Annotated in this window: 19 protein-coding genes; 16 read left to right on the top strand and 3 right to left on the bottom strand. The window is 60.3% G+C overall.

What is annotated here, in order from left to right:
- The first annotated feature begins 99 nt into the window (after window positions 1–99).
- From H4W29_RS00360 to H4W29_RS00300, 13 genes are all read left to right on the top strand, one after another.
- The gene (locus H4W29_RS00360) at window positions 100–420 is read left to right on the top strand and encodes an FtsB family cell division protein (protein ID WP_192727196.1); all 321 of its coding nucleotides are present in this window, start codon (window positions 100–102) and stop codon (window positions 418–420) included.
- A gap of 146 nt (window positions 421–566) precedes the next feature.
- Window positions 567–1,631, top strand: coding sequence for a pyruvate dehydrogenase (acetyl-transferring) E1 component subunit alpha (gene pdhA / locus H4W29_RS00355; protein WP_192727195.1), 1,065 nt, complete (start codon window positions 567–569; stop codon window positions 1,629–1,631).
- 15 nt (window positions 1,632–1,646) lie between these two features.
- Window positions 1,647–3,038, top strand: coding sequence for a pyruvate dehydrogenase complex E1 component subunit beta (locus H4W29_RS00350; RefSeq protein WP_192727194.1), 1,392 nt, complete (start codon window positions 1,647–1,649; stop codon window positions 3,036–3,038).
- Between the two features lie 15 nt (window positions 3,039–3,053).
- Complete coding sequence (locus H4W29_RS00345; RefSeq protein ID WP_192727193.1) at window positions 3,054–4,406, top strand: pyruvate dehydrogenase complex dihydrolipoamide acetyltransferase; 1,353 nt, start codon at window positions 3,054–3,056, stop codon at window positions 4,404–4,406.
- A gap of 21 nt (window positions 4,407–4,427) precedes the next feature.
- The gene (locus H4W29_RS00340) at window positions 4,428–5,069 is read left to right on the top strand and encodes an SGNH/GDSL hydrolase family protein (protein WP_192727192.1); all 642 of its coding nucleotides are present in this window, start codon (window positions 4,428–4,430) and stop codon (window positions 5,067–5,069) included.
- Window positions 5,070–5,071: 2 nt separating this feature from the next.
- Window positions 5,072–5,650, top strand: a complete 579-nt coding sequence (locus tag H4W29_RS00335) for a GNAT family N-acetyltransferase (protein ID WP_192727191.1) — start codon at window positions 5,072–5,074, stop codon at window positions 5,648–5,650.
- A 16-nt stretch (window positions 5,651–5,666) separates the two neighbouring features.
- On the top strand, window positions 5,667–7,130 hold the full coding sequence (gene lpdA, locus H4W29_RS00330) for a dihydrolipoyl dehydrogenase (protein WP_192727190.1): 1,464 nt from the start codon (window positions 5,667–5,669) through the stop codon (window positions 7,128–7,130).
- A 101-nt stretch (window positions 7,131–7,231) separates the two neighbouring features.
- Window positions 7,232–7,486, top strand: a complete 255-nt coding sequence (locus H4W29_RS00325; protein ID WP_007822459.1) for a GlsB/YeaQ/YmgE family stress response membrane protein — start codon at window positions 7,232–7,234, stop codon at window positions 7,484–7,486.
- Between the two features lie 12 nt (window positions 7,487–7,498).
- Window positions 7,499–7,747: a GlsB/YeaQ/YmgE family stress response membrane protein gene (locus H4W29_RS00320; RefSeq protein WP_192727189.1), complete on the top strand. Its 249-nt coding sequence runs from the start codon at window positions 7,499–7,501 to the stop codon at window positions 7,745–7,747.
- A gap of 94 nt (window positions 7,748–7,841) precedes the next feature.
- Window positions 7,842–8,813: a lipoyl synthase gene (lipA, locus tag H4W29_RS00315; protein ID WP_192727188.1), complete on the top strand. Its 972-nt coding sequence runs from the start codon at window positions 7,842–7,844 to the stop codon at window positions 8,811–8,813.
- 161 nt (window positions 8,814–8,974) lie between these two features.
- Window positions 8,975–9,571: an AAA family ATPase gene (locus tag H4W29_RS00310; RefSeq protein ID WP_192727187.1), complete on the top strand. Its 597-nt coding sequence runs from the start codon at window positions 8,975–8,977 to the stop codon at window positions 9,569–9,571.
- A 14-nt stretch (window positions 9,572–9,585) separates the two neighbouring features.
- Entirely contained in the window at window positions 9,586–10,173 is a 588-nt protein-coding gene (locus H4W29_RS00305; protein WP_192727186.1) for a P-loop NTPase family protein, read from the top strand.
- A gap of 9 nt (window positions 10,174–10,182) precedes the next feature.
- Complete coding sequence (locus tag H4W29_RS00300; protein ID WP_192727185.1) at window positions 10,183–10,632, top strand: type II toxin-antitoxin system RatA family toxin; 450 nt, start codon at window positions 10,183–10,185, stop codon at window positions 10,630–10,632.
- Between the two features lie 8 nt (window positions 10,633–10,640).
- Here H4W29_RS00300 and H4W29_RS00295 read toward each other — a convergent pair whose 3' ends face one another.
- The 3 genes from H4W29_RS00295 to H4W29_RS00285 all read right to left on the bottom strand — a co-directional run bounded on the left by H4W29_RS00295 (window position 10,641) and on the right by H4W29_RS00285 (window position 12,737).
- Complete coding sequence (locus H4W29_RS00295) at window positions 10,641–10,946, bottom strand: hypothetical protein (RefSeq protein ID WP_192727184.1); 306 nt, start codon at window positions 10,944–10,946, stop codon at window positions 10,641–10,643.
- 79 nt (window positions 10,947–11,025) lie between these two features.
- A complete protein-coding gene (locus H4W29_RS00290; RefSeq protein WP_192727183.1) occupies window positions 11,026–11,520 on the bottom strand; it encodes a CinA family protein in 495 nt (164 codons plus the stop codon).
- Entirely contained in the window at window positions 11,517–12,737 is a 1,221-nt protein-coding gene (locus tag H4W29_RS00285) for a bifunctional 2-C-methyl-D-erythritol 4-phosphate cytidylyltransferase/2-C-methyl-D-erythritol 2,4-cyclodiphosphate synthase (RefSeq protein ID WP_192727182.1), read from the bottom strand. The genes H4W29_RS00290 and H4W29_RS00285 overlap by 4 nt, the downstream gene beginning before the upstream one ends.
- A gap of 141 nt (window positions 12,738–12,878) precedes the next feature.
- On the opposite strand from H4W29_RS00285, the gene dusB reads away from it, so the two are divergent.
- From dusB to ntrC, 3 genes are read left to right on the top strand one after another with little or no spacing between them, the layout of a single operon-like run.
- Complete coding sequence (gene dusB, locus H4W29_RS00280; RefSeq protein WP_192727181.1) at window positions 12,879–13,898, top strand: tRNA dihydrouridine synthase DusB; 1,020 nt, start codon at window positions 12,879–12,881, stop codon at window positions 13,896–13,898.
- Window positions 13,895–15,049 (top strand): two-component system sensor histidine kinase NtrB, encoded by a 1,155-nt coding sequence (locus tag H4W29_RS00275; protein WP_192727180.1) that lies wholly within the window; start codon window positions 13,895–13,897, stop codon window positions 15,047–15,049. The genes dusB and H4W29_RS00275 overlap by 4 nt, the downstream gene beginning before the upstream one ends.
- Window positions 15,046–16,497 (top strand): nitrogen regulation protein NR(I), encoded by a 1,452-nt coding sequence (ntrC, locus tag H4W29_RS00270; RefSeq protein WP_192727179.1) that lies wholly within the window; start codon window positions 15,046–15,048, stop codon window positions 16,495–16,497. The genes H4W29_RS00275 and ntrC overlap by 4 nt, the downstream gene beginning before the upstream one ends.
- The last annotated feature ends 59 nt before the right edge of the window (window positions 16,498–16,556 follow it).

Below are 16,556 nucleotides of genomic sequence, written 5' to 3'. Positions count from 1 at the left end.
TTTTTTGTTGAGTCTCTTCCGGAATCGCTCAGAGTCAACGAACGGTTAAACTCTGCGCGTTAAGTTGAAATGATTGGTAATGCGTCAGAGCATGAGTGTATGTGGACAAAGCATCATAAGAAGAGAAAGACCGGTCGCTTCGTCATTCCGGCCATGACTGTCGCCTTCCTCTCCTATTTCGGTTATCATTGTATTCACGGTGACTATGGTCTGCGTGCGACGGAGGCGTTCGAGCGCCAGCGTGTCGCGCGCGAAAAGGAACTGGCAGTGCTGAAGGCTAGGCGCGAGCATCTGGAAGCGCAGGTGGCGCTCCTCAGTGACGGCTCGCTGGACAAGGATATGCTCGACGAAAAGGCACGATATCAGCTCAACATGTCGCGCGCGGATGAGATTGTAATCTACAACCATTATCGCAATTAACCGGATTTGGGTTAATTTGAAATTATTGTTTCTTATCAATGACTTGTCTGCGAATATGAGCCATGCAATTATGGCATTGCTGTGGTCATTTTTCTTCCCTATGGTACGCGCCACCTGAGAACCGATAAACCCATAGGGAGGGTTGAATGGCGTTGCGCAAAACCGCGACCGTTTCCAGCCGCAAAAACAGTGCGAAATCCGCAGCCAAGGCATCGTCCGCGGCCAAGGCGTCGAATGGCGGTCCCATTGCCGATTTCGATCGCGACGAGGAGCTGAAGGCCTATCGTGAGATGCTGCTCATCCGCCGTTTCGAGGAAAAGGCGGGCCAGCTTTATGGTATGGGCTTCATCGGTGGTTTCTGTCACCTTTACATCGGCCAGGAAGCTGTCGTCGTCGGCATGCAGATGGCGCAGAAGGAAGGTGATCAGGTCATTACCGCCTATCGCGACCACGGTCACATGCTGGCTACCGGCATGGAAGCCCGCGGCGTCATGGCTGAGCTGACCGGGCGTCGTAACGGTTATTCCCACGGGAAGGGCGGTTCGATGCATATGTTCTCCAAGGAAAAGCATTTCTACGGCGGCCACGGCATCGTCGGCGCCCAGGTGTCGCTCGGCACCGGTCTCGCCTTCGCCAACCGCTACCGCGGCAATGACAGCGTCTCGATCGCCTATTTCGGTGACGGCGCTGCCAACCAGGGCCAGGTCTACGAGAGCTTCAACATGGCTGCCCTCTGGAAGCTGCCGATCATCTACATCGTCGAAAACAACCGCTACGCCATGGGCACCTCGACGGCTCGCGCTACTGCGCAGTCGAACTATTCGCTCCGCGGTTCCGGCTTCGGCATTCCCGGCATGCAGGTGGACGGCATGGATGTTCGCGCCGTCAAGGCCGCTGCCGATGAAGCGCTTGAACACTGCCGCTCGGGCAAGGGCCCGATCATCCTTGAAATGCTGACCTATCGCTATCGCGGCCACTCCATGTCGGATCCGGCGAAGTACCGCACCAAGGAAGAAGTGCAGAAGATGCGCTCCGAGCAGGACCCGATCGAGCAGGTCCGTCTGCGCGTGATGGAAAAGGGCTGGGCAACCGAGGACGATCTGAAGGCGATCGACAAGGAAGTCCGCGATATCGTCGCCGACAGCGCCGATTTCGCCCAGGCCGATCCGGAGCCGGATGCATCCGAACTCTACACCGACATTCTGCTCTAATCGGGGAGGGAACCCATGCCTATCGATATCCTCATGCCCGCCCTTTCTCCGACCATGGAAGAAGGCACGCTGTCCAAGTGGCTCAAGAATGAAGGCGACAAGGTCACGTCAGGTGACGTGATTGCCGAAATCGAAACCGACAAGGCGACGATGGAAGTCGAAGCCGTTGACGAAGGCGTCATCGGCAAGCTCTTGGTTCCGGCCGGAACCGAAGGTGTCAAGGTGAACGCCAAGATCGCCGTTCTCCTGCAGGACGGCGAATCTGCCGACGCGATTTCCGCCGCTCCGGCTGCCGTTCAGCCGGCTCCAGTCGCTGCGGCACCCGTTGCCCAGGAAGAAAAGCCGGCAGCTTCAGCTTCCGCCCCGGTTCCGGCCGAGCCCAAGGCTTTCGTGCCGAACGACCCGGAAATTCCTGCCGGTACCGAAATGGTCTCGATGACGGTGCGCGAAGCCCTTCGTGACGCCATGGCCGAAGAAATGCGTGCTGACGATAGCGTCTTCGTCATGGGTGAAGAAGTCGCCGAATATCAGGGCGCCTACAAGGTCACCCAGGGCCTGCTTCAGGAATTCGGCGCTCGCCGCGTCATCGACACCCCGATCACCGAGCACGGTTTTGCCGGCGTCGGCGTCGGTGCGGCCATGGCTGGCCTGAAGCCGATCGTCGAGTTCATGACCTTCAACTTCGCCATGCAGGCGATCGACCAGATCATCAACTCGGCTGCCAAGACGCTCTATATGTCCGGCGGCCAGATGGGCGCTCCGATCGTCTTCCGCGGGCCGAACGGCGCTGCTGCCCGAGTCGGTGCCCAGCACAGCCAGGATTATGCAGCCTGGTATAGCGCGATCCCCGGCCTGAAGGTCGTCATGCCCTACACGGCATCCGACGCAAAGGGCCTGCTGAAGGCTGCCATCCGTGATCCGAACCCGGTCGTCTTCCTCGAAAACGAAATTCTCTACGGCCAGCATTTTGATGTGCCGAAGCTCGACAATTTCGTTCTGCCGATCGGCAAGGCCCGCATCCATCGCCCAGGCAAGGACGTCACGGTCGTCTCCTTCGGTATCGGTATGACCTATGCCACGAAGGCGGTCGCCGAACTCGAGAAAATCGGCATCGACGTTGAACTGATCGACCTGCGCACGCTGCGTCCGATGGATCTTCCGACGGTCATAGAATCCGTCAAGAAGACCGGCCGTCTGGTCACGGTCGAAGAAGGTTACCCGCAGAACTCCGTTGGCACCGAAATCGCCACGCGCGTCATGCAGCAGGCGTTCGATTATCTCGATGCGCCGATCCTGACGATCGCCGGCAAGGACGTTCCGATGCCTTACGCTGCCAACCTCGAGAAGCTCGCGCTTCCGAATGTCGGCGAAGTGGTCGATGCGGTGAAAGCCGTTTGCTACAAATAAGGGGAGGGCCTTTCGATGCCGATCAATATCACGATGCCCGCCCTCTCTCCGACCATGGAAGAAGGCAACCTGGCCAAGTGGCTGGTCAAGGAAGGCGATAAGGTCAAGTCCGGCGATGTGATCGCCGAGATTGAAACCGACAAGGCGACGATGGAAGTCGAAGCCGTTGACGAAGGAACGGTTGCCAAGATCGTCGTTCCGGCCGGTAGCGAAGGCGTCAAGGTCAATGCCCTGATCGCCGTTCTCGCCGTCGATGGCGAGGATGTCGCCGCTGCTGCAAGCGGCGCCGGCTCTGCCGCTCCGGCTCCGAAGCCTGCCGCTGCTCCCGCTCAAGCCGAAACAAAGGCTGAGGCCGCACCTGCTCCGGCACCGTCGGCTCCGGCCGCTGCCCCGGCACCGGCTGCAGTCTCTTCGAACGGCTCGCGCACCTTCTCGTCGCCGCTTGCCCGCCGCCTCGCCAAGGAAGCCGGTATCGATATTTCCGCCGTTGCCGGCACCGGTCCATATGGCCGCGTCGTCAAGAGCGATATCGAGGCTGCTGCTGTGGGTGGTGGAGCCAAGGCTGCCCCGGGCGCTGCGGCTGCCCCGCGGGCTGCGGCACCGGCTCCGGCCGCTGCCGCTCCCAAGGGCGCTTCGGACGAAGCCGTGCTCAAGCTCTTCGAACAGGGCTCCTACGAGCTCGTGCCGCATGACGGCATGCGCAAGACGATCGCCCGCCGCCTCGTCGAATCCAAGCAGACCGTTCCGCACTTCTACGTGTCGGTCGATTGCGAACTCGATGCGCTGATGGCGCTGCGTGCCCAGCTGAACGACGCCGCTCCCCGCAAGGACGGCGCTCCGGCCTACAAGCTCTCCGTCAACGACATGGTCATCAAGGCCATGGCTTTGGCGCTGCGCGACATTCCGGATGCCAACGTTTCCTGGACCGAAAGTGCCATGGTCAAGCACAAGCATGCCGATGTCGGCGTGGCTGTCTCGATCCCCGGCGGCCTGATCACCCCGATCGTCCGCAAGGCTGAGGAAAAGACGCTGTCGACCATCTCCAACGAGATGCGCGATCTCGGTAAGCGTGCCAAGGACCGCAAGCTGAAGCCCGAGGAATATCAGGGCGGCACGACCTCGGTTTCCAACATGGGCATGATGGGCGTGAAGAACTTCGCAGCCGTCATCAACCCGCCGCATGCGACGATCCTCGCAGTTGGCGCGGGTGAGCAGCGCGTCATCGTCAAGAACGGCGAAATGGCGATTGCAACCGTCATGACCGTCACGCTCTCGACCGATCATCGTTGCGTTGACGGTGCTCTCGGCGCCGAGCTGCTGCAGGCCTTCAAGGGCTACATCGAAAATCCGATGGGCATGCTGGTCTAAGCAGGACGCGGGAGGGCGGACATGACGAAGACTGTTCTTTGCTATGGTGACTCGCTGACCTGGGGCTATGACGCCGACACGATCGGTCGTCATGCCTATGAGAACCGCTGGCCGAGCGTGCTTCAGGCAACGCTCGGAAGCGAGGCTCGCGTCATCGCGGAAGGCCTGAACGGCCGCACGACCGCCTTTGACGACCATCTTGCCGATTGCGATCGCAACGGCGCACGCATTCTGCCGACCGTTCTGCAGACGCACGCGCCGCTCGATCTCGTCATCCTGCTGCTCGGCACCAACGATATGAAGCCGGTCGTCGCCGGCTCGGCTTTTGCAGCGTGCCAGGGCATCGGCCGTCTGGTGCGGCTGATCCGCAATCATGCCTGGCCCTTCGAATTCGACGGGCCGGAGATCCTGATCGTGGCGCCGCCGGCAATCTGCGCGACGGGCAATGTGCCCTTCGCGGCTTCGTTTCCCGGTGGTATCGAGGAATCGGCAAAGCTTCCGACGCTTTACCGTGACCTTGCCGACGAACTCGGTTGCGGCTTCTTCGACGGCAATTCCGTCGCCAGGACCACGCCGATCGACGGTATTCACCTCGATGCGGAGAATACGCGTGCGCTCGGTCGCGGCCTTGAGCCCATCGTGCGGATGATGCTGGGTCTCTGACGATGACTGCCTTTCTCGCTCTCCGGCAGGCCTCCCGCCGGGATGCTTCGGAACTGGCGATACTGGCGGATATTGCTTCTCACGGCTTTGCCTCATGGCTCTGGTTTGCCGATGTCGCAAGCGGCATGAGCGATACGCCGCTGGAGCGGGGCCGGCTGAAGATGAGCGACGAGGCGCTCGGCGGCTGGAAGAATGCCGTCATCGGCGAGGCCTATGACGAGATCGCCGGTATGGCGATCGGTTATGAAGTGGATGAAGGCATACGCGATCTCGAAGCGCGGCATCCGGCCATAGAGCCGATGCTGGCGATGCAGAGATCGGTGATCGGAAACTGGTTCATTGGCAGTCTCGCGGTCTATCGCCATATGCGCGGTATCGGCATCGGCAAGAGGTTGCTGGAAGATCAGCTCGCAAGGGCAGACGGGCTGTCGGTCAGCCTGATCACGTCGGATAGTAACGAAGCGGCTCTGTCGCTTTACGGAAGAAACGGATTTTCGGAAGCGGCGCGCATGAGTGCGGTGCCGCTCTTCGATAACAGCAAGAAGCACGCATGGGTTTTGATGACCCGCGCGGGAGCGTAACAAAGGCAGGAAAGCAATGGCTCAATCCTACGACGTCATCGTCATCGGTTCCGGTCCCGGCGGCTATATCGCCGCCATCCGCGCCGCACAGCTCGGCCTCAAGGTCGCCTGCGTCGAGCGCGAACATTTGGCCGGCATCTGCTCCAATTGGGGCTGCATTCCGACCAAGGCGCTGCTGCGCTCGGCTGACGTCCTTCATACCGCCCAGCACGGCAAGGATTACGGCCTGGTGCTGGAAGGCACGATCAAGCCCGACATCAAGGCGATTGTTACCCGTTCGCGCGGCATCGCACACCGCATGAACAACGGTGTCGGCTTCCTGTTCAAGAAGAACAAGGTCGATGTCATCTGGGGCGAAGCCAAGATCACCAAGCCCTCTTCTGGTTCACAAATGGCCGAGATTGTCGTTTCCAAGACGACAAAGAAGCCGATGGAACCGATGGGTCCGGTGCCGAAGAACGCGCTGGGCGAGGGCACCTACAGTGCCAAGCACATCATCATTGCGACCGGCGCCCGTCCGCGTGCGCTGCCGGGCATCGAGCCGGATGGCAAGCTGATCTGGACCTATTTCGAAGCGATGAAGGCCGACGAACTGCCGAAGTCCCTGCTCGTCATGGGCTCGGGCGCCATCGGCATCGAATTCGCAAGCTTCTATCGCACCATGGGCGTCGACGTCACCGTCGTCGAAATCATGAGCCAGGTCATGCCGGTCGAGGATGCGGAAATCTCCGCTCTCGCCAAGAAGCAGTTCGAACGCCAGGGCATGAAGATCCATCTGGAGGCCAAGGTCTCCAAGGTGGAGAAGGGCGCAAACTCGATCACTGCCACCATCGAGAAGAAGGATGGCACGACTGAGACGATCACCGCTGACCGCATGATTTCGGCTGTGGGCGTGCAGGCCAATGTCGAAGGCATCGGTCTCGAGGCTGTCGGTGTCAAGACCGATCGTGGCTTCATCGCCATCGACGGCTACGGCAAGACCAATGTGCCTGGTATCTACGCGATCGGCGACGTTGCCGGCCCGCCGCTGCTGGCCCACAAGGCCGAGCATGAAGGCGTCGTCTGTGTCGAAAAGATTGCCGGCCTGCCGAATGTGCATCCGATGGACAAGCTGAAGATCCCGGGCTGCACCTATTGCAACCCCCAGGTCGCCTCCGTCGGTTTGACCGAAGCCAAGGCCAAGGAACTGGGCCGCGATATCCGCGTCGGCCGCTTCCCCTTCAGTGCCAACGGCAAGGCCGTTGCGCTCGGTGAAGATCAGGGTCTGGTCAAGACAATCTTCGACAAGAAGACCGGTGAGTTGCTCGGCGCCCACATGGTCGGTGCTGAAGTCACCGAACTCATCCAGGGATTCGTCGTCGCCATGAACCTTGAGACGACCGAAGAAGAACTGATGCACACGATCTTCCCGCATCCGACCATTTCGGAAACGATGAAGGAAAGCGTGCTCGATGCTTACGGTCGCGTTCTGAACGCTTGATAATTTCCTGGGCTGCCCTCTATCCCGGCGTGGCAGAGCGCCATCGCCCGGGATAGAAAATCCATCCCGTCCCGGGCTGGAAAAAACGAAAGGAAATCATCATGTCTATGGGCACGCAGTCGCTTCTCATCTTTCTGCTGATCGGCCTGGTCGCGGGCTTTCTCGCAAGCCTCGTCGTTGGTGGTGGTGGGTTGATACGATGCCTCCTGAGCGGCATCATCGGCGCGTTCGTGGGCGGGTTTTTGTTCAATGCATTGGGGATTTCTCTGGGCATTGAAAATGCATTGGTGGTTCAGATCATCCACGCCACTGTCGGCGCCATTGTTGTGGTGCTGATCGCAAGGGCGATAGCGTAGGGTAGAGACAGGATGGAAGGCATCGGCTGGATTTCGGCAATCATCGTCGGCGGACTTGCGGGTTGGCTCGCGGGCAAGCTGATGGAAGCGCGTTACGGCATCCTGCTGAACATCGTGCTCGGCATTGTCGGTTCGGTCGTCGCCACGGCCATCCTGGCGCAGTTCCATATCGAGGTCGCCGGCGGCAGGCTCGGCTATTTCGTGACGGGTTTCATCGGTGCCTGCCTCCTGATATTCCTCGCGCGCCTAGTGCGAAGATAGAGCGCATGACCGTTCAGATCGAAAGATTTGAATAAAGGAATGATGCGCAATATGACAATCCGGGCCGCATGGGGCGGCGGAAAGTTGAACTGACATGGTCACCATTCTCGACACGATCAATCCAGACGCAAAGCGCGTGCGGCATCCGGAAAAGGCGCATCGCCCGGATACGGAAGTCCTGCGCAAGCCGGACTGGATCCGTGTGAAGGCGCCGACCTCGAAAGGCTATGCCGAGACCCGTTCGATCGTAAAGGAGCACAAGCTCGTCACCGTCTGCGAAGAGGCAGGCTGCCCGAATATCGGCGAGTGCTGGGACAAGAAGCACGCGACCTTCATGATCATGGGCGAGATCTGTACCCGCGCCTGTGCCTTCTGCAATGTCGCCACCGGCAAGCCGAACGCGCTCGACATGGCAGAGCCCGAAAACGTCGCAAAGGCAGTCAAGCAGATGGGCCTCAGCCACGTCGTCATCACCTCTGTCGATCGTGACGATCTGGAAGACGGCGGCGCCGAGCATTTCGAAAAGGTGATCTGGGCAATCCGTGCCGCATCGCCGCTGACGACGATCGAAATCCTGACGCCCGACTTCCTGAAGAAGCCCGGCGCTTTGGAACGCGTTGTCGCCGCCAAGCCCGATGTCTTCAACCACAATATGGAAACGGTCGCCGGCAACTACCTGACGGTTCGTCCTGGCGCACGCTATTTCCATTCCATCCGCCTGCTGCAGCGCGTGAAGGAACTCGACCCCACCATGTTCACCAAGTCGGGCATCATGGTCGGCCTCGGTGAAGAACGGAACGAAGTTCTTCAGCTCATGGATGACCTGCGAACCGCCGATGTCGATTTCCTGACGATCGGCCAGTACCTGCAGCCGACTCGCAAGCACCACAAGGTCGAAAGCTTCGTCACGCCGGAAGAGTTCAAGTCCTACGAGACGGTCGCCTACACCAAGGGCTTCCTGATGGTCGCTTCCAGTCCGCTGACGCGCTCCTCGCATCACGCCGGCGACGACTTCGCCCGCCTGAAGGCTGCGCGTGAGAAAAAGCTGCTGATGGCGGCCGAGTAAAGCTTACCCCTTTGTTTTGATGGGGCCGCGGCGATTTTTGCCGCGGTTTTTCGTTGTGCACTTCACTGTCATCATCAGGTCATGCGAAGCAGCTAGCCAGCACGCCGCTCTTCGCAGTTAAGTCCCTGCGCGAAGGCGATCCTGTCGAAAGCGAGTTTGCCATGCATCAAGTGACGACGTCGCCTGAACCCATTCGTGCTGTCTCTGTTGCCGAGGCTGCCGATATCATTCCTCGCGTCGAGCGTCTTCTGATTTTCGGCTGCTCCGGCACCGGCAAGTCGACGCTTGCCCAGGCACTCGCGCGGCGCTTCGGACTGACTTACATCTCCATGGACCGCGATATCTTCTGGCTGCCTGGCTGGAAGCTGCGTCCGCGCGAGGAATCCGTTCAGCGCATCCGCGATGCCATTGCCAGCGAGCGCTGGATCATGGACGGCAATAGCCCGAGCACATTGCCGATCCGCCTGGCGCGCGCCGATATGGTGCTCTGGCGCCGCCCGCCGCGTAGCATTGCCGTGCGCGGCGTGCTTGGACGCTGGTGGAAATATCGCGGCCAGACCCGGCCGGAAATGGCACCGGGATGCCCTGAGCGGATCGACCTGCAATTCCTGCAATACATCTGGACGTTCGAAAAGCGAGAGGCGCCGCAATTCGAGGCGATGCTGGCAAGCCATGGCCGCGGCATCCCGATTCTGACGCTGAAATCCTTCCGGGAGAGCGATGAACTGCTTTCCAGATTGCCGGCTGCAAATGGCTAAGAAGGGAGTTTGCGATGGAACGGCAATCGGACGAGGTAATCAACTATGTCGACGACGCCTTTGCCGCCGGCCGGATCCGTGACGCAAGGCGCATCATGGTCATCGGCTGCTCAGGCGGCGGCAAGTCGACGCTTGCGCAGAAGCTGGCGCGCCGGTTCGAACTGACCTATCTCTCGATCGACCGCGATATTCTTTGGCTGCCCGGCTGGGTCGAGCGCAGCAAGGAAGAGCAGCGCGAGCGGATCGTCGAAAGGATCGCCGGCGAGCGCTGGATCATGGACGGCACCAATACCTCCACTTTCGATATCCGCCTGCCGCGCACCGATATCGTCATCTGGGTGCGCATGCCGCGCCTGCTCTGCGTCTGGGGCGTGATGACGCGCTGGTTGAAGCATCTCGGCCGCACGCGTCCGGAAATGGCGCCCGGTTGCATCGAAAAGGTCGATTGGCAGTTTCTGGAGTTCATCTGGACTTTCGAAGAAAAATTTACGCCGAGAGTCAAAGCCGCGATCGCCGCCCATGGGCCGCATGTACCGGTTTTGCAGGTGAAATCCCGCCGGCAGATGCGCGCGCTTCTTGATCTTCTCCGTGTGCCAGCTTAACTGCGCTTCATGCCGCAATTCGAAACGCATCGCTCCGTCCCGCACACGCCCGACCAGATGTTCGACCTCGTCGCAGATGTCGAGCGGTATCCGCAATTCCTGCCGCTCTGCGAAGCCCTGTCGGTGAAGAACCGCAAGGAGCGCGACGGCAAGGAGTTGCTGATCGCCGACATGACGGTCGGCTACAAGGCAATCCGCGAAACCTTCACCACCCAGGTTCTGCTCAACAGGGCCGAGCGCGTCATCGATGTCAAATATATCGACGGCCCGTTCCGCTACCTCGACAATCGCTGGCGGTTCGTTGAGGCGGAAGGCCACGGCTGCACGGTCGATTTCTTCATCGACTATGAGTTCAAGAGCCGCATTCTCGGCGCGCTCATGGGGTCAATGTTCGACAGGGCTTTCCGCATGTTCACGGAAGCCTTCGAAAAGCGGGCAGCGACGATCTACAGCCGATAGAGCCTTGCTCAGCGATCGAAGAAATGGTCGAAGATCTGTGTTGCCGGATAGGCGTAGGCACCGCGATCGGTGAAGCTGTAGCGATAGAGGCAGCCTCTGAGTGCCGCGTTGTAGAGCAGGCTGGTGGTATCAGGCGATCCGCGATAGCCTAGCGCTTCCGGCTCGCAGCGGCGGAGCGCATGGTCGTATTTGCGCAGCAGAACGGGATCGGAATCCACCCGCACGCCGCCATAAACCTGATAGTTGGATGGTGCTTCAGCCGCCGAAACGCAGGCGAGGCTCAAGACGACACCGATGCATGCGAAATATCTCATTTGACTGGTCCCTCAAAACCGGCTCTTGCCTGGACGAGGCAGAAACTGAAATTCCTGCCTTTTGTTCCGTCACTCAAAATCACACAATCTCGATAAGCATTTGAAGTGCTGTGCGGATCGTCGCCAGCCGGACATCCGTGCGGCCGATGTCTCCGTACAGCATCTTACGATGGACAAGCTTACCTGAACGTGATTTCGCCGCAAGATGCACCAGCCCGACCGGCTTTTCCGGCGATCCGCCCCCGGGACCGGCAATACCCGTCACTGCGACCGCCAGGTGGGCGCGGGAGCGGAAGAGGGCGCCATGCACCATCTGCCGGGCCGTCTCCTCCGAAACCGCACCGAAATGGGCAAGCGTTTCCTCGTGCACGCCGAGCATCTGCATCTTGGCCACGTTCGTATAGGTCACGAAGCCACGGTCAACGACAGCGGACGAACCCGAAATTTCCGTGAGCGCGCCGGCAATCAGTCCGCCGGTGCAGGACTCTGCCGTCGACACCATCAGGCCCGCTGCCGTGAAATTGCGGATGATGTTTTCCGCCATCGACGTGATATCTGCGGGAAACAGGCTCATCGCTTCTTGCCTCCATAGACGACGGTTGCCGTTGCGATCGCAGCAATCCCCTCGCGGCGGCCGACGAAACCGATCTTCTCGTTGGTGGTGGCTTTTACCGAGCAGCGCTCGACGTCGATGCCGAGAAATTCCGAAAGATTGGCGCGCATGGCTTCGCGATGCGGCCCGACCTTCGGCGCTTCCGCAATCAGCGAGACATCCGCATTGGTAATGGTTCCGCCGTGATCACGCACGATTTTTGCGGCATGTTCGATGAAGATACGGGAAGCCGCACCCTTCCATTGCGGATCGGAGGGTGGGAAATGGTCTCCGATATCGCCGGCGCCGCAGGTGGCAAGCAGCGCATCCGTCAGCGCATGCAGTGCCACATCGGCATCCGAATGGCCTTTGAGCTTCTGGTCATGCGGAATGAAGACGCCGCAGAGCGTTACACCGTCGCCGGGTTCGAGCTGATGCACGTCATAGCCGTTGCCGGTCCGCACATCGGGAATACGGGCGCTCGAGAGTTTATCGTCGGCCATGGTGATATCGCTCTTGACTGTCAGTTTCACGTTGCTTGCAGCGCTTTCGACGATCGTCACGGGAATACCGAGCCACTCGGCAATCGAGGCGTCGTCGGTGAAATCCGTCTTGCCGCTTTCCGCTGCCTTCTCATGCGCTTCGAGGATGGTGGCAAAATCGAAGGATTGCGGCGTCTGGGCCGCATAGAGCTGATCGCGCGGAATGGTCCTGAGCACGGTTCCGTCGCTGCTGGCCTGCTTCAGCGTGTCGGCAACAGGTACCGCAGGCAACACGGCCGGCGCGCCGGCCGAAAGCGTATCGGCGATCCGGTCGAGAAGCTGGTGATCGAAGAAGGGGCGCACCGCATCATGGATGAGCACATGGCTGATGCCCTTATCCTTAAGGTGCCGAAGACCGGCCAGCACCGATTGCTGTCGGGTCGCGCCGCCGTGAACCGTCTCGATCGGCGTTGCGGAGATGATGTGCCGGGACGCTCTGGCAAAAAGCGCTTCGTCGTCTGGATGGATGACGACGACGATGTGTGTCGCGGGTTCCCATGTCATGAAGTTTTCAAGCGTGTGGACGATAACCGGTTTGCCGCCGATCATCCGGTACTGCTTGGGGCCTTCCTCTGACGATCCGGCGCGTTCGCCGCGGCCCGCCGCAACGACGACAATTCCAGCCGATATCGGTTGCTTAGTATGCATTTGCAGCATAAATCCCTGAAATATGCGGAATGGATGTCAGTTGCTCTATCGTCTTGCTCGGACCTTTTCCAGCATTTGCCCAAAAAATATCAATTCGCTCTGGACCCTCTTGGCAAGCCGCAGAACTATGGCTAAAAATAATGCAGTTACATGCTGTGCCTGAAAGATAATCATTTGATTTCCAAGGACCTCGCATCGCCTTTCCGAATCGGACCCGTGCCCGTGCGGAACCGCGTTGTGCTTGCGCCCATGTCGGGTGTCACGGACATGCCATTCCGCGAGCTTGCCTGGCGCCATGGCGCGGGCCTCGTCGTGACCGAAATGGTGGCAAGCCGGGAACTGGTGAACGATACCGCCGAATCCTGGGCGCGCCTTCGAGCTGCCGGTTTCCGTCCGCATATGGTGCAGCTTGCCGGCCGCGAGGCGCACTGGATGGCCGAAGCTGCCAAGATCGCGGCCGATCACGGCGCCGATATTATCGACATCAACATGGGCTGCCCGGCCAAGAAGGTCATCGGCGGTTATTCCGGTTCGGCGCTGATGCGCGATCCCGATCATGCGCTTGAACTCATCGAGGCGACCGTCAAGGCAGTCGATATCCCGGTGACGCTGAAGATGCGCCTCGGCTGGGACGAGAATTCCATTAATGCGCCACATATAGCCAAGCGTGCCGAAGAGGCGGGGGTTCAACTCATCACCATCCATGGCCGCACTCGTATGCAGTTTTATACGGGCAGGGCGGACTGGGATGCCATTCGCCCCGTGCGCGATGTCATTTCCGTGCCGCTGATCGCCAATGGCGATGTTGAAACGGCTGAGGATGCGCAGCAGATCCTGCGCCGCTCGGGCGCCGATGCGGTCATGATCGGCCGTGGCAGCCAGGGCAGGCCGTGGCATGCCGGTGTTCTGGCAGGTGCCCGTGAACCCGAGCGTGAGGAGATCGCGGCCATCGCCGTCGAGCACTATAGCATGATGTTGGAATTCTATGGCGAGGCGGTTGCCGTCAGGCACGCCCGCAAACATCTCGGCTGGTATCTGGAGCGCTTCGCGCCGGACCTTTCCGGCGAGGAAAAGGCTGCGATCATGACATCGCGCGATCCTGATGATGTGATCGCCCGTTTCGGCGATGCGATGGCGGCAGGTGCGGTAGAGCGGCGGGAGGCGGCATGAGCACGGACGGCACGACTTCCCCTGAAAATGCGGTCAACACCATGGCGATGGCAGTGCTGAACGCTATCCAGAACCCTGTCGTCATGGTCGATGAGGGCGGTTTCATCGTCTTTGCCAACTGGGAGGCCGAAGCCTTCTTTGGCGCCAGTGCCGCGCATCTCTCCCGCTACCGCATTTCGACCTTCATTCCCTTCGGCAGCCCGCTCCTCGCCTTGATCGACCAGGTGCGCGAACGCAAGGCCCCGGTCAATGAATACCGAGTCGATTTGAGCTCGCCGCGCCTCGGCCAGGACAAGCTCGTTGATCTCTATGTTGCGCCTGTCATTGCCGAGCCGGGCTCGGTTGTTGTCGTTTTCCAGGAGCGGTCGATGGCGGACAAGATCGACCGGCAGCTGACGCATCGTGCAGCTGCCCGCTCGGTCACGGGGCTCGCCTCCATGCTCGCGCATGAGATCAAGAACCCGCTCTCCGGTATCCGCGGCGCTGCCCAGCTTCTCGAACAGTCCGTCGTCGATGACGACCGCGCCCTGACGCGGCTGATCTGCGACGAGACGGATCGCATCGTCTCGCTGGTCGATCGTATGGAAGTCTTTTCCGACGAACGCCCGGTCGACCGTGTGCCGGTCAATATCCATTCCGTACTCGATCATGTGAAGGCCGTTGCCAAGGCAGGCTTCGCGCGCAATATCCGCGTGACAGAGAATTACGACCCGTCGCTGCCGGCCGTCTACGCCAATCGCGACCAGCTGGTGCAGGTTTTCCTCAATCTGGTGAAGAATGCTGCCGAAGCCGTTGGTGACCGGCCGGATGGCGAGATCATCCTGACGACGGCCTATCGCCCGGGCATCCGTCTTTCGGTCGCCGGCACGCGCGAGAAAATCTCGCTGCCGCTGGAATTCTGCGTCATCGACAATGGTCCCGGCGTGCCGACGGACCTCTTGCCGCATCTCTTCGACCCCTTCATCACCACCAAGCCTAATGGCAGCGGTCTCGGCCTCGCCCTGGTTGCCAAGATCATCGGCGATCATGGCGGCATCATCGAATGCGACAGCCAGAACAACCGCACTATTTTTCGCGTCCTCATGCCGGCCTCCAAGGATACCTCGCTTGATGACGCCGCTATTGCAAGCTCGACAGGACCCAATCGATGACAGCTACGATCCTCGTTGCCGATGATGATGCGGCCATCCGCACGGTGCTCAATCAGGCCTTGAGCCGCGCCGGTTATGATGTGCGCATTACCTCCAATGCCGCGACCCTGTGGCGCTGGGTTTCGGCCGGCGAGGGGGATCTCGTCGTGACCGATGTGGTCATGCCGGATGAGAATGCCTTCGACCTTCTGCCACGCATCAAGAAGGCGCGGCCGGACCTGCCCGTTCTCGTCATGAGCGCGCAGAACACCTTCATGACGGCGATCAAGGCATCGGAAAAGGGTGCCTATGACTACCTGCCCAAACCCTTCGACCTGACAGAGCTGATCGGTATCATCAGCCGGGCGCTCGCCGAACCGAAGAGAAAGCCGGCCAAGCTCGACGACGACACGCAGGACGGCATGCCGCTCGTCGGCCGCTCGGCGGCGATGCAGGAAATCTACCGCGTTCTCGCTCGTCTCATGCTGACGGACCTGACATTGATGATCACCGGTGAATCCGGCACCGGCAAGGAGCTCGTCGCCCGTGCGCTCCATGATTACGGCAAGCGCCGCAACGGCCCATTCGTCGCCATCAACATGGCGGCTATCCCGCGTGACCTTATCGAGTCCGAGCTCTTCGGCCACGAGAAGGGCGCCTTCACCGGCGCACAGACCCGCTCTACGGGCCGTTTCGAACAGGCCGAAGGCGGCACGCTTTTCCTCGATGAAATCGGCGACATGCCGATGGATGCCCAGACGCGTCTCCTGCGCGTGCTGCAGCAGGGCGAATACACGACCGTCGGCGGCCGCACGCCGATTCGCACCGACGTGCGCATCGTGGCTGCAACCAACAAGGATCTGAAGCAGGCGATCAATCAGGGTCTCTTCCGCGAAGACCTCTACTACCGCCTCAATGTCGTGCCGCTGCGCCTGCCGCCGCTGCGCGACCGTGCGGAGGATATTCCCGATCTCGTCCGCCATTTCGTCCAGCAGGCCGAAAAGGAAGGCCTCGGCTCCAAGCGTTTCGATCAGGAAGCGCTGGAACTGATGAAGGCCTATGCCTGGCCGGGCAACGTGCGCGAGCTGGAAAACCTCATCCGCCGCCTGATGGCGCTTTATCCACAGGATGTCATCACCCGCGAAATCATCGATGCCGAGCTTCGCTCCGATGTTCCCGATAGCCCGATCGACAAAGGGCCGATCCGCAGCGGTACGATGACGATTGCCCAGGCGGTCGAAGAGAATATGCGCAGCTATTTCGCAAGCTTCGGCGAAAATCTGCCGCCGCCCGGCCTGTATGACCGTGTACTGACGGAACTGGAATATCCGTTAATACTTGCGGCATTGACGGCTACCCGCGGCAACCAAATCAAGGCTGCCGATTTGCTGGGTCTGAACCGCAATACGCTGCGCAAAAAGATCCGCGAACTCGGTGTTTCCGTCTACAGAAGCTCGCGTACAGCCTGACCTTTGACCTTGACATTGTGGCGAAATGCGTTGCATTTTCGCCACAATGCGTTGCTTAA

Source organism: Rhizobium viscosum, from assembly GCF_014873945.1.
In the GTDB taxonomy this organism is placed as follows: domain Bacteria; phylum Pseudomonadota; class Alphaproteobacteria; order Rhizobiales; family Rhizobiaceae; genus Rhizobium; species Rhizobium viscosum.
The sequence above is the reverse complement of the archived record's forward strand: the minus strand, read 5'-3'. Positions and strand labels throughout refer to the sequence as shown.

Bases quoted from the DNA above. Each gene is read 5' to 3' on its own strand.
- H4W29_RS00360 (WP_192727196.1), top strand. From the start codon at position 100: ATGTGGACAAAGCATCATAAGAAGAGAAAGACCGGTCGCTTCGTCATT.
- pdhA (WP_192727195.1), top strand. From the start codon at position 567: ATGGCGTTGCGCAAAACCGCGACCGTTTCCAGCCGCAAAAACAGTGCG.
- H4W29_RS00350 (WP_192727194.1), top strand. From the start codon at position 1,647: ATGCCTATCGATATCCTCATGCCCGCCCTTTCTCCGACCATGGAAGAA.
- H4W29_RS00345 (WP_192727193.1), top strand. From the start codon at position 3,054: ATGCCGATCAATATCACGATGCCCGCCCTCTCTCCGACCATGGAAGAA.
- H4W29_RS00340 (WP_192727192.1), top strand. From the start codon at position 4,428: ATGACGAAGACTGTTCTTTGCTATGGTGACTCGCTGACCTGGGGCTAT.
- H4W29_RS00335 (WP_192727191.1), top strand. From the start codon at position 5,072: ATGACTGCCTTTCTCGCTCTCCGGCAGGCCTCCCGCCGGGATGCTTCG.
- lpdA (WP_192727190.1), top strand. From the start codon at position 5,667: ATGGCTCAATCCTACGACGTCATCGTCATCGGTTCCGGTCCCGGCGGC.
- H4W29_RS00325 (WP_007822459.1), top strand. From the start codon at position 7,232: ATGTCTATGGGCACGCAGTCGCTTCTCATCTTTCTGCTGATCGGCCTG.
- H4W29_RS00320 (WP_192727189.1), top strand. From the start codon at position 7,499: ATGGAAGGCATCGGCTGGATTTCGGCAATCATCGTCGGCGGACTTGCG.
- lipA (WP_192727188.1), top strand. From the start codon at position 7,842: ATGGTCACCATTCTCGACACGATCAATCCAGACGCAAAGCGCGTGCGG.
- H4W29_RS00310 (WP_192727187.1), top strand. From the start codon at position 8,975: ATGCATCAAGTGACGACGTCGCCTGAACCCATTCGTGCTGTCTCTGTT.
- H4W29_RS00305 (WP_192727186.1), top strand. From the start codon at position 9,586: ATGGAACGGCAATCGGACGAGGTAATCAACTATGTCGACGACGCCTTT.
- H4W29_RS00300 (WP_192727185.1), top strand. From the start codon at position 10,183: ATGCCGCAATTCGAAACGCATCGCTCCGTCCCGCACACGCCCGACCAG.
- H4W29_RS00295 (WP_192727184.1), bottom strand. From the start codon at position 10,946: ATGAGATATTTCGCATGCATCGGTGTCGTCTTGAGCCTCGCCTGCGTT.
- H4W29_RS00290 (WP_192727183.1), bottom strand. From the start codon at position 11,520: ATGAGCCTGTTTCCCGCAGATATCACGTCGATGGCGGAAAACATCATC.
- H4W29_RS00285 (WP_192727182.1), bottom strand. From the start codon at position 12,737: ATGCTGCAAATGCATACTAAGCAACCGATATCGGCTGGAATTGTCGTC.
- dusB (WP_192727181.1), top strand. From the start codon at position 12,879: ATGCTGTGCCTGAAAGATAATCATTTGATTTCCAAGGACCTCGCATCG.
- H4W29_RS00275 (WP_192727180.1), top strand. From the start codon at position 13,895: ATGAGCACGGACGGCACGACTTCCCCTGAAAATGCGGTCAACACCATG.
- ntrC (WP_192727179.1), top strand. From the start codon at position 15,046: ATGACAGCTACGATCCTCGTTGCCGATGATGATGCGGCCATCCGCACG.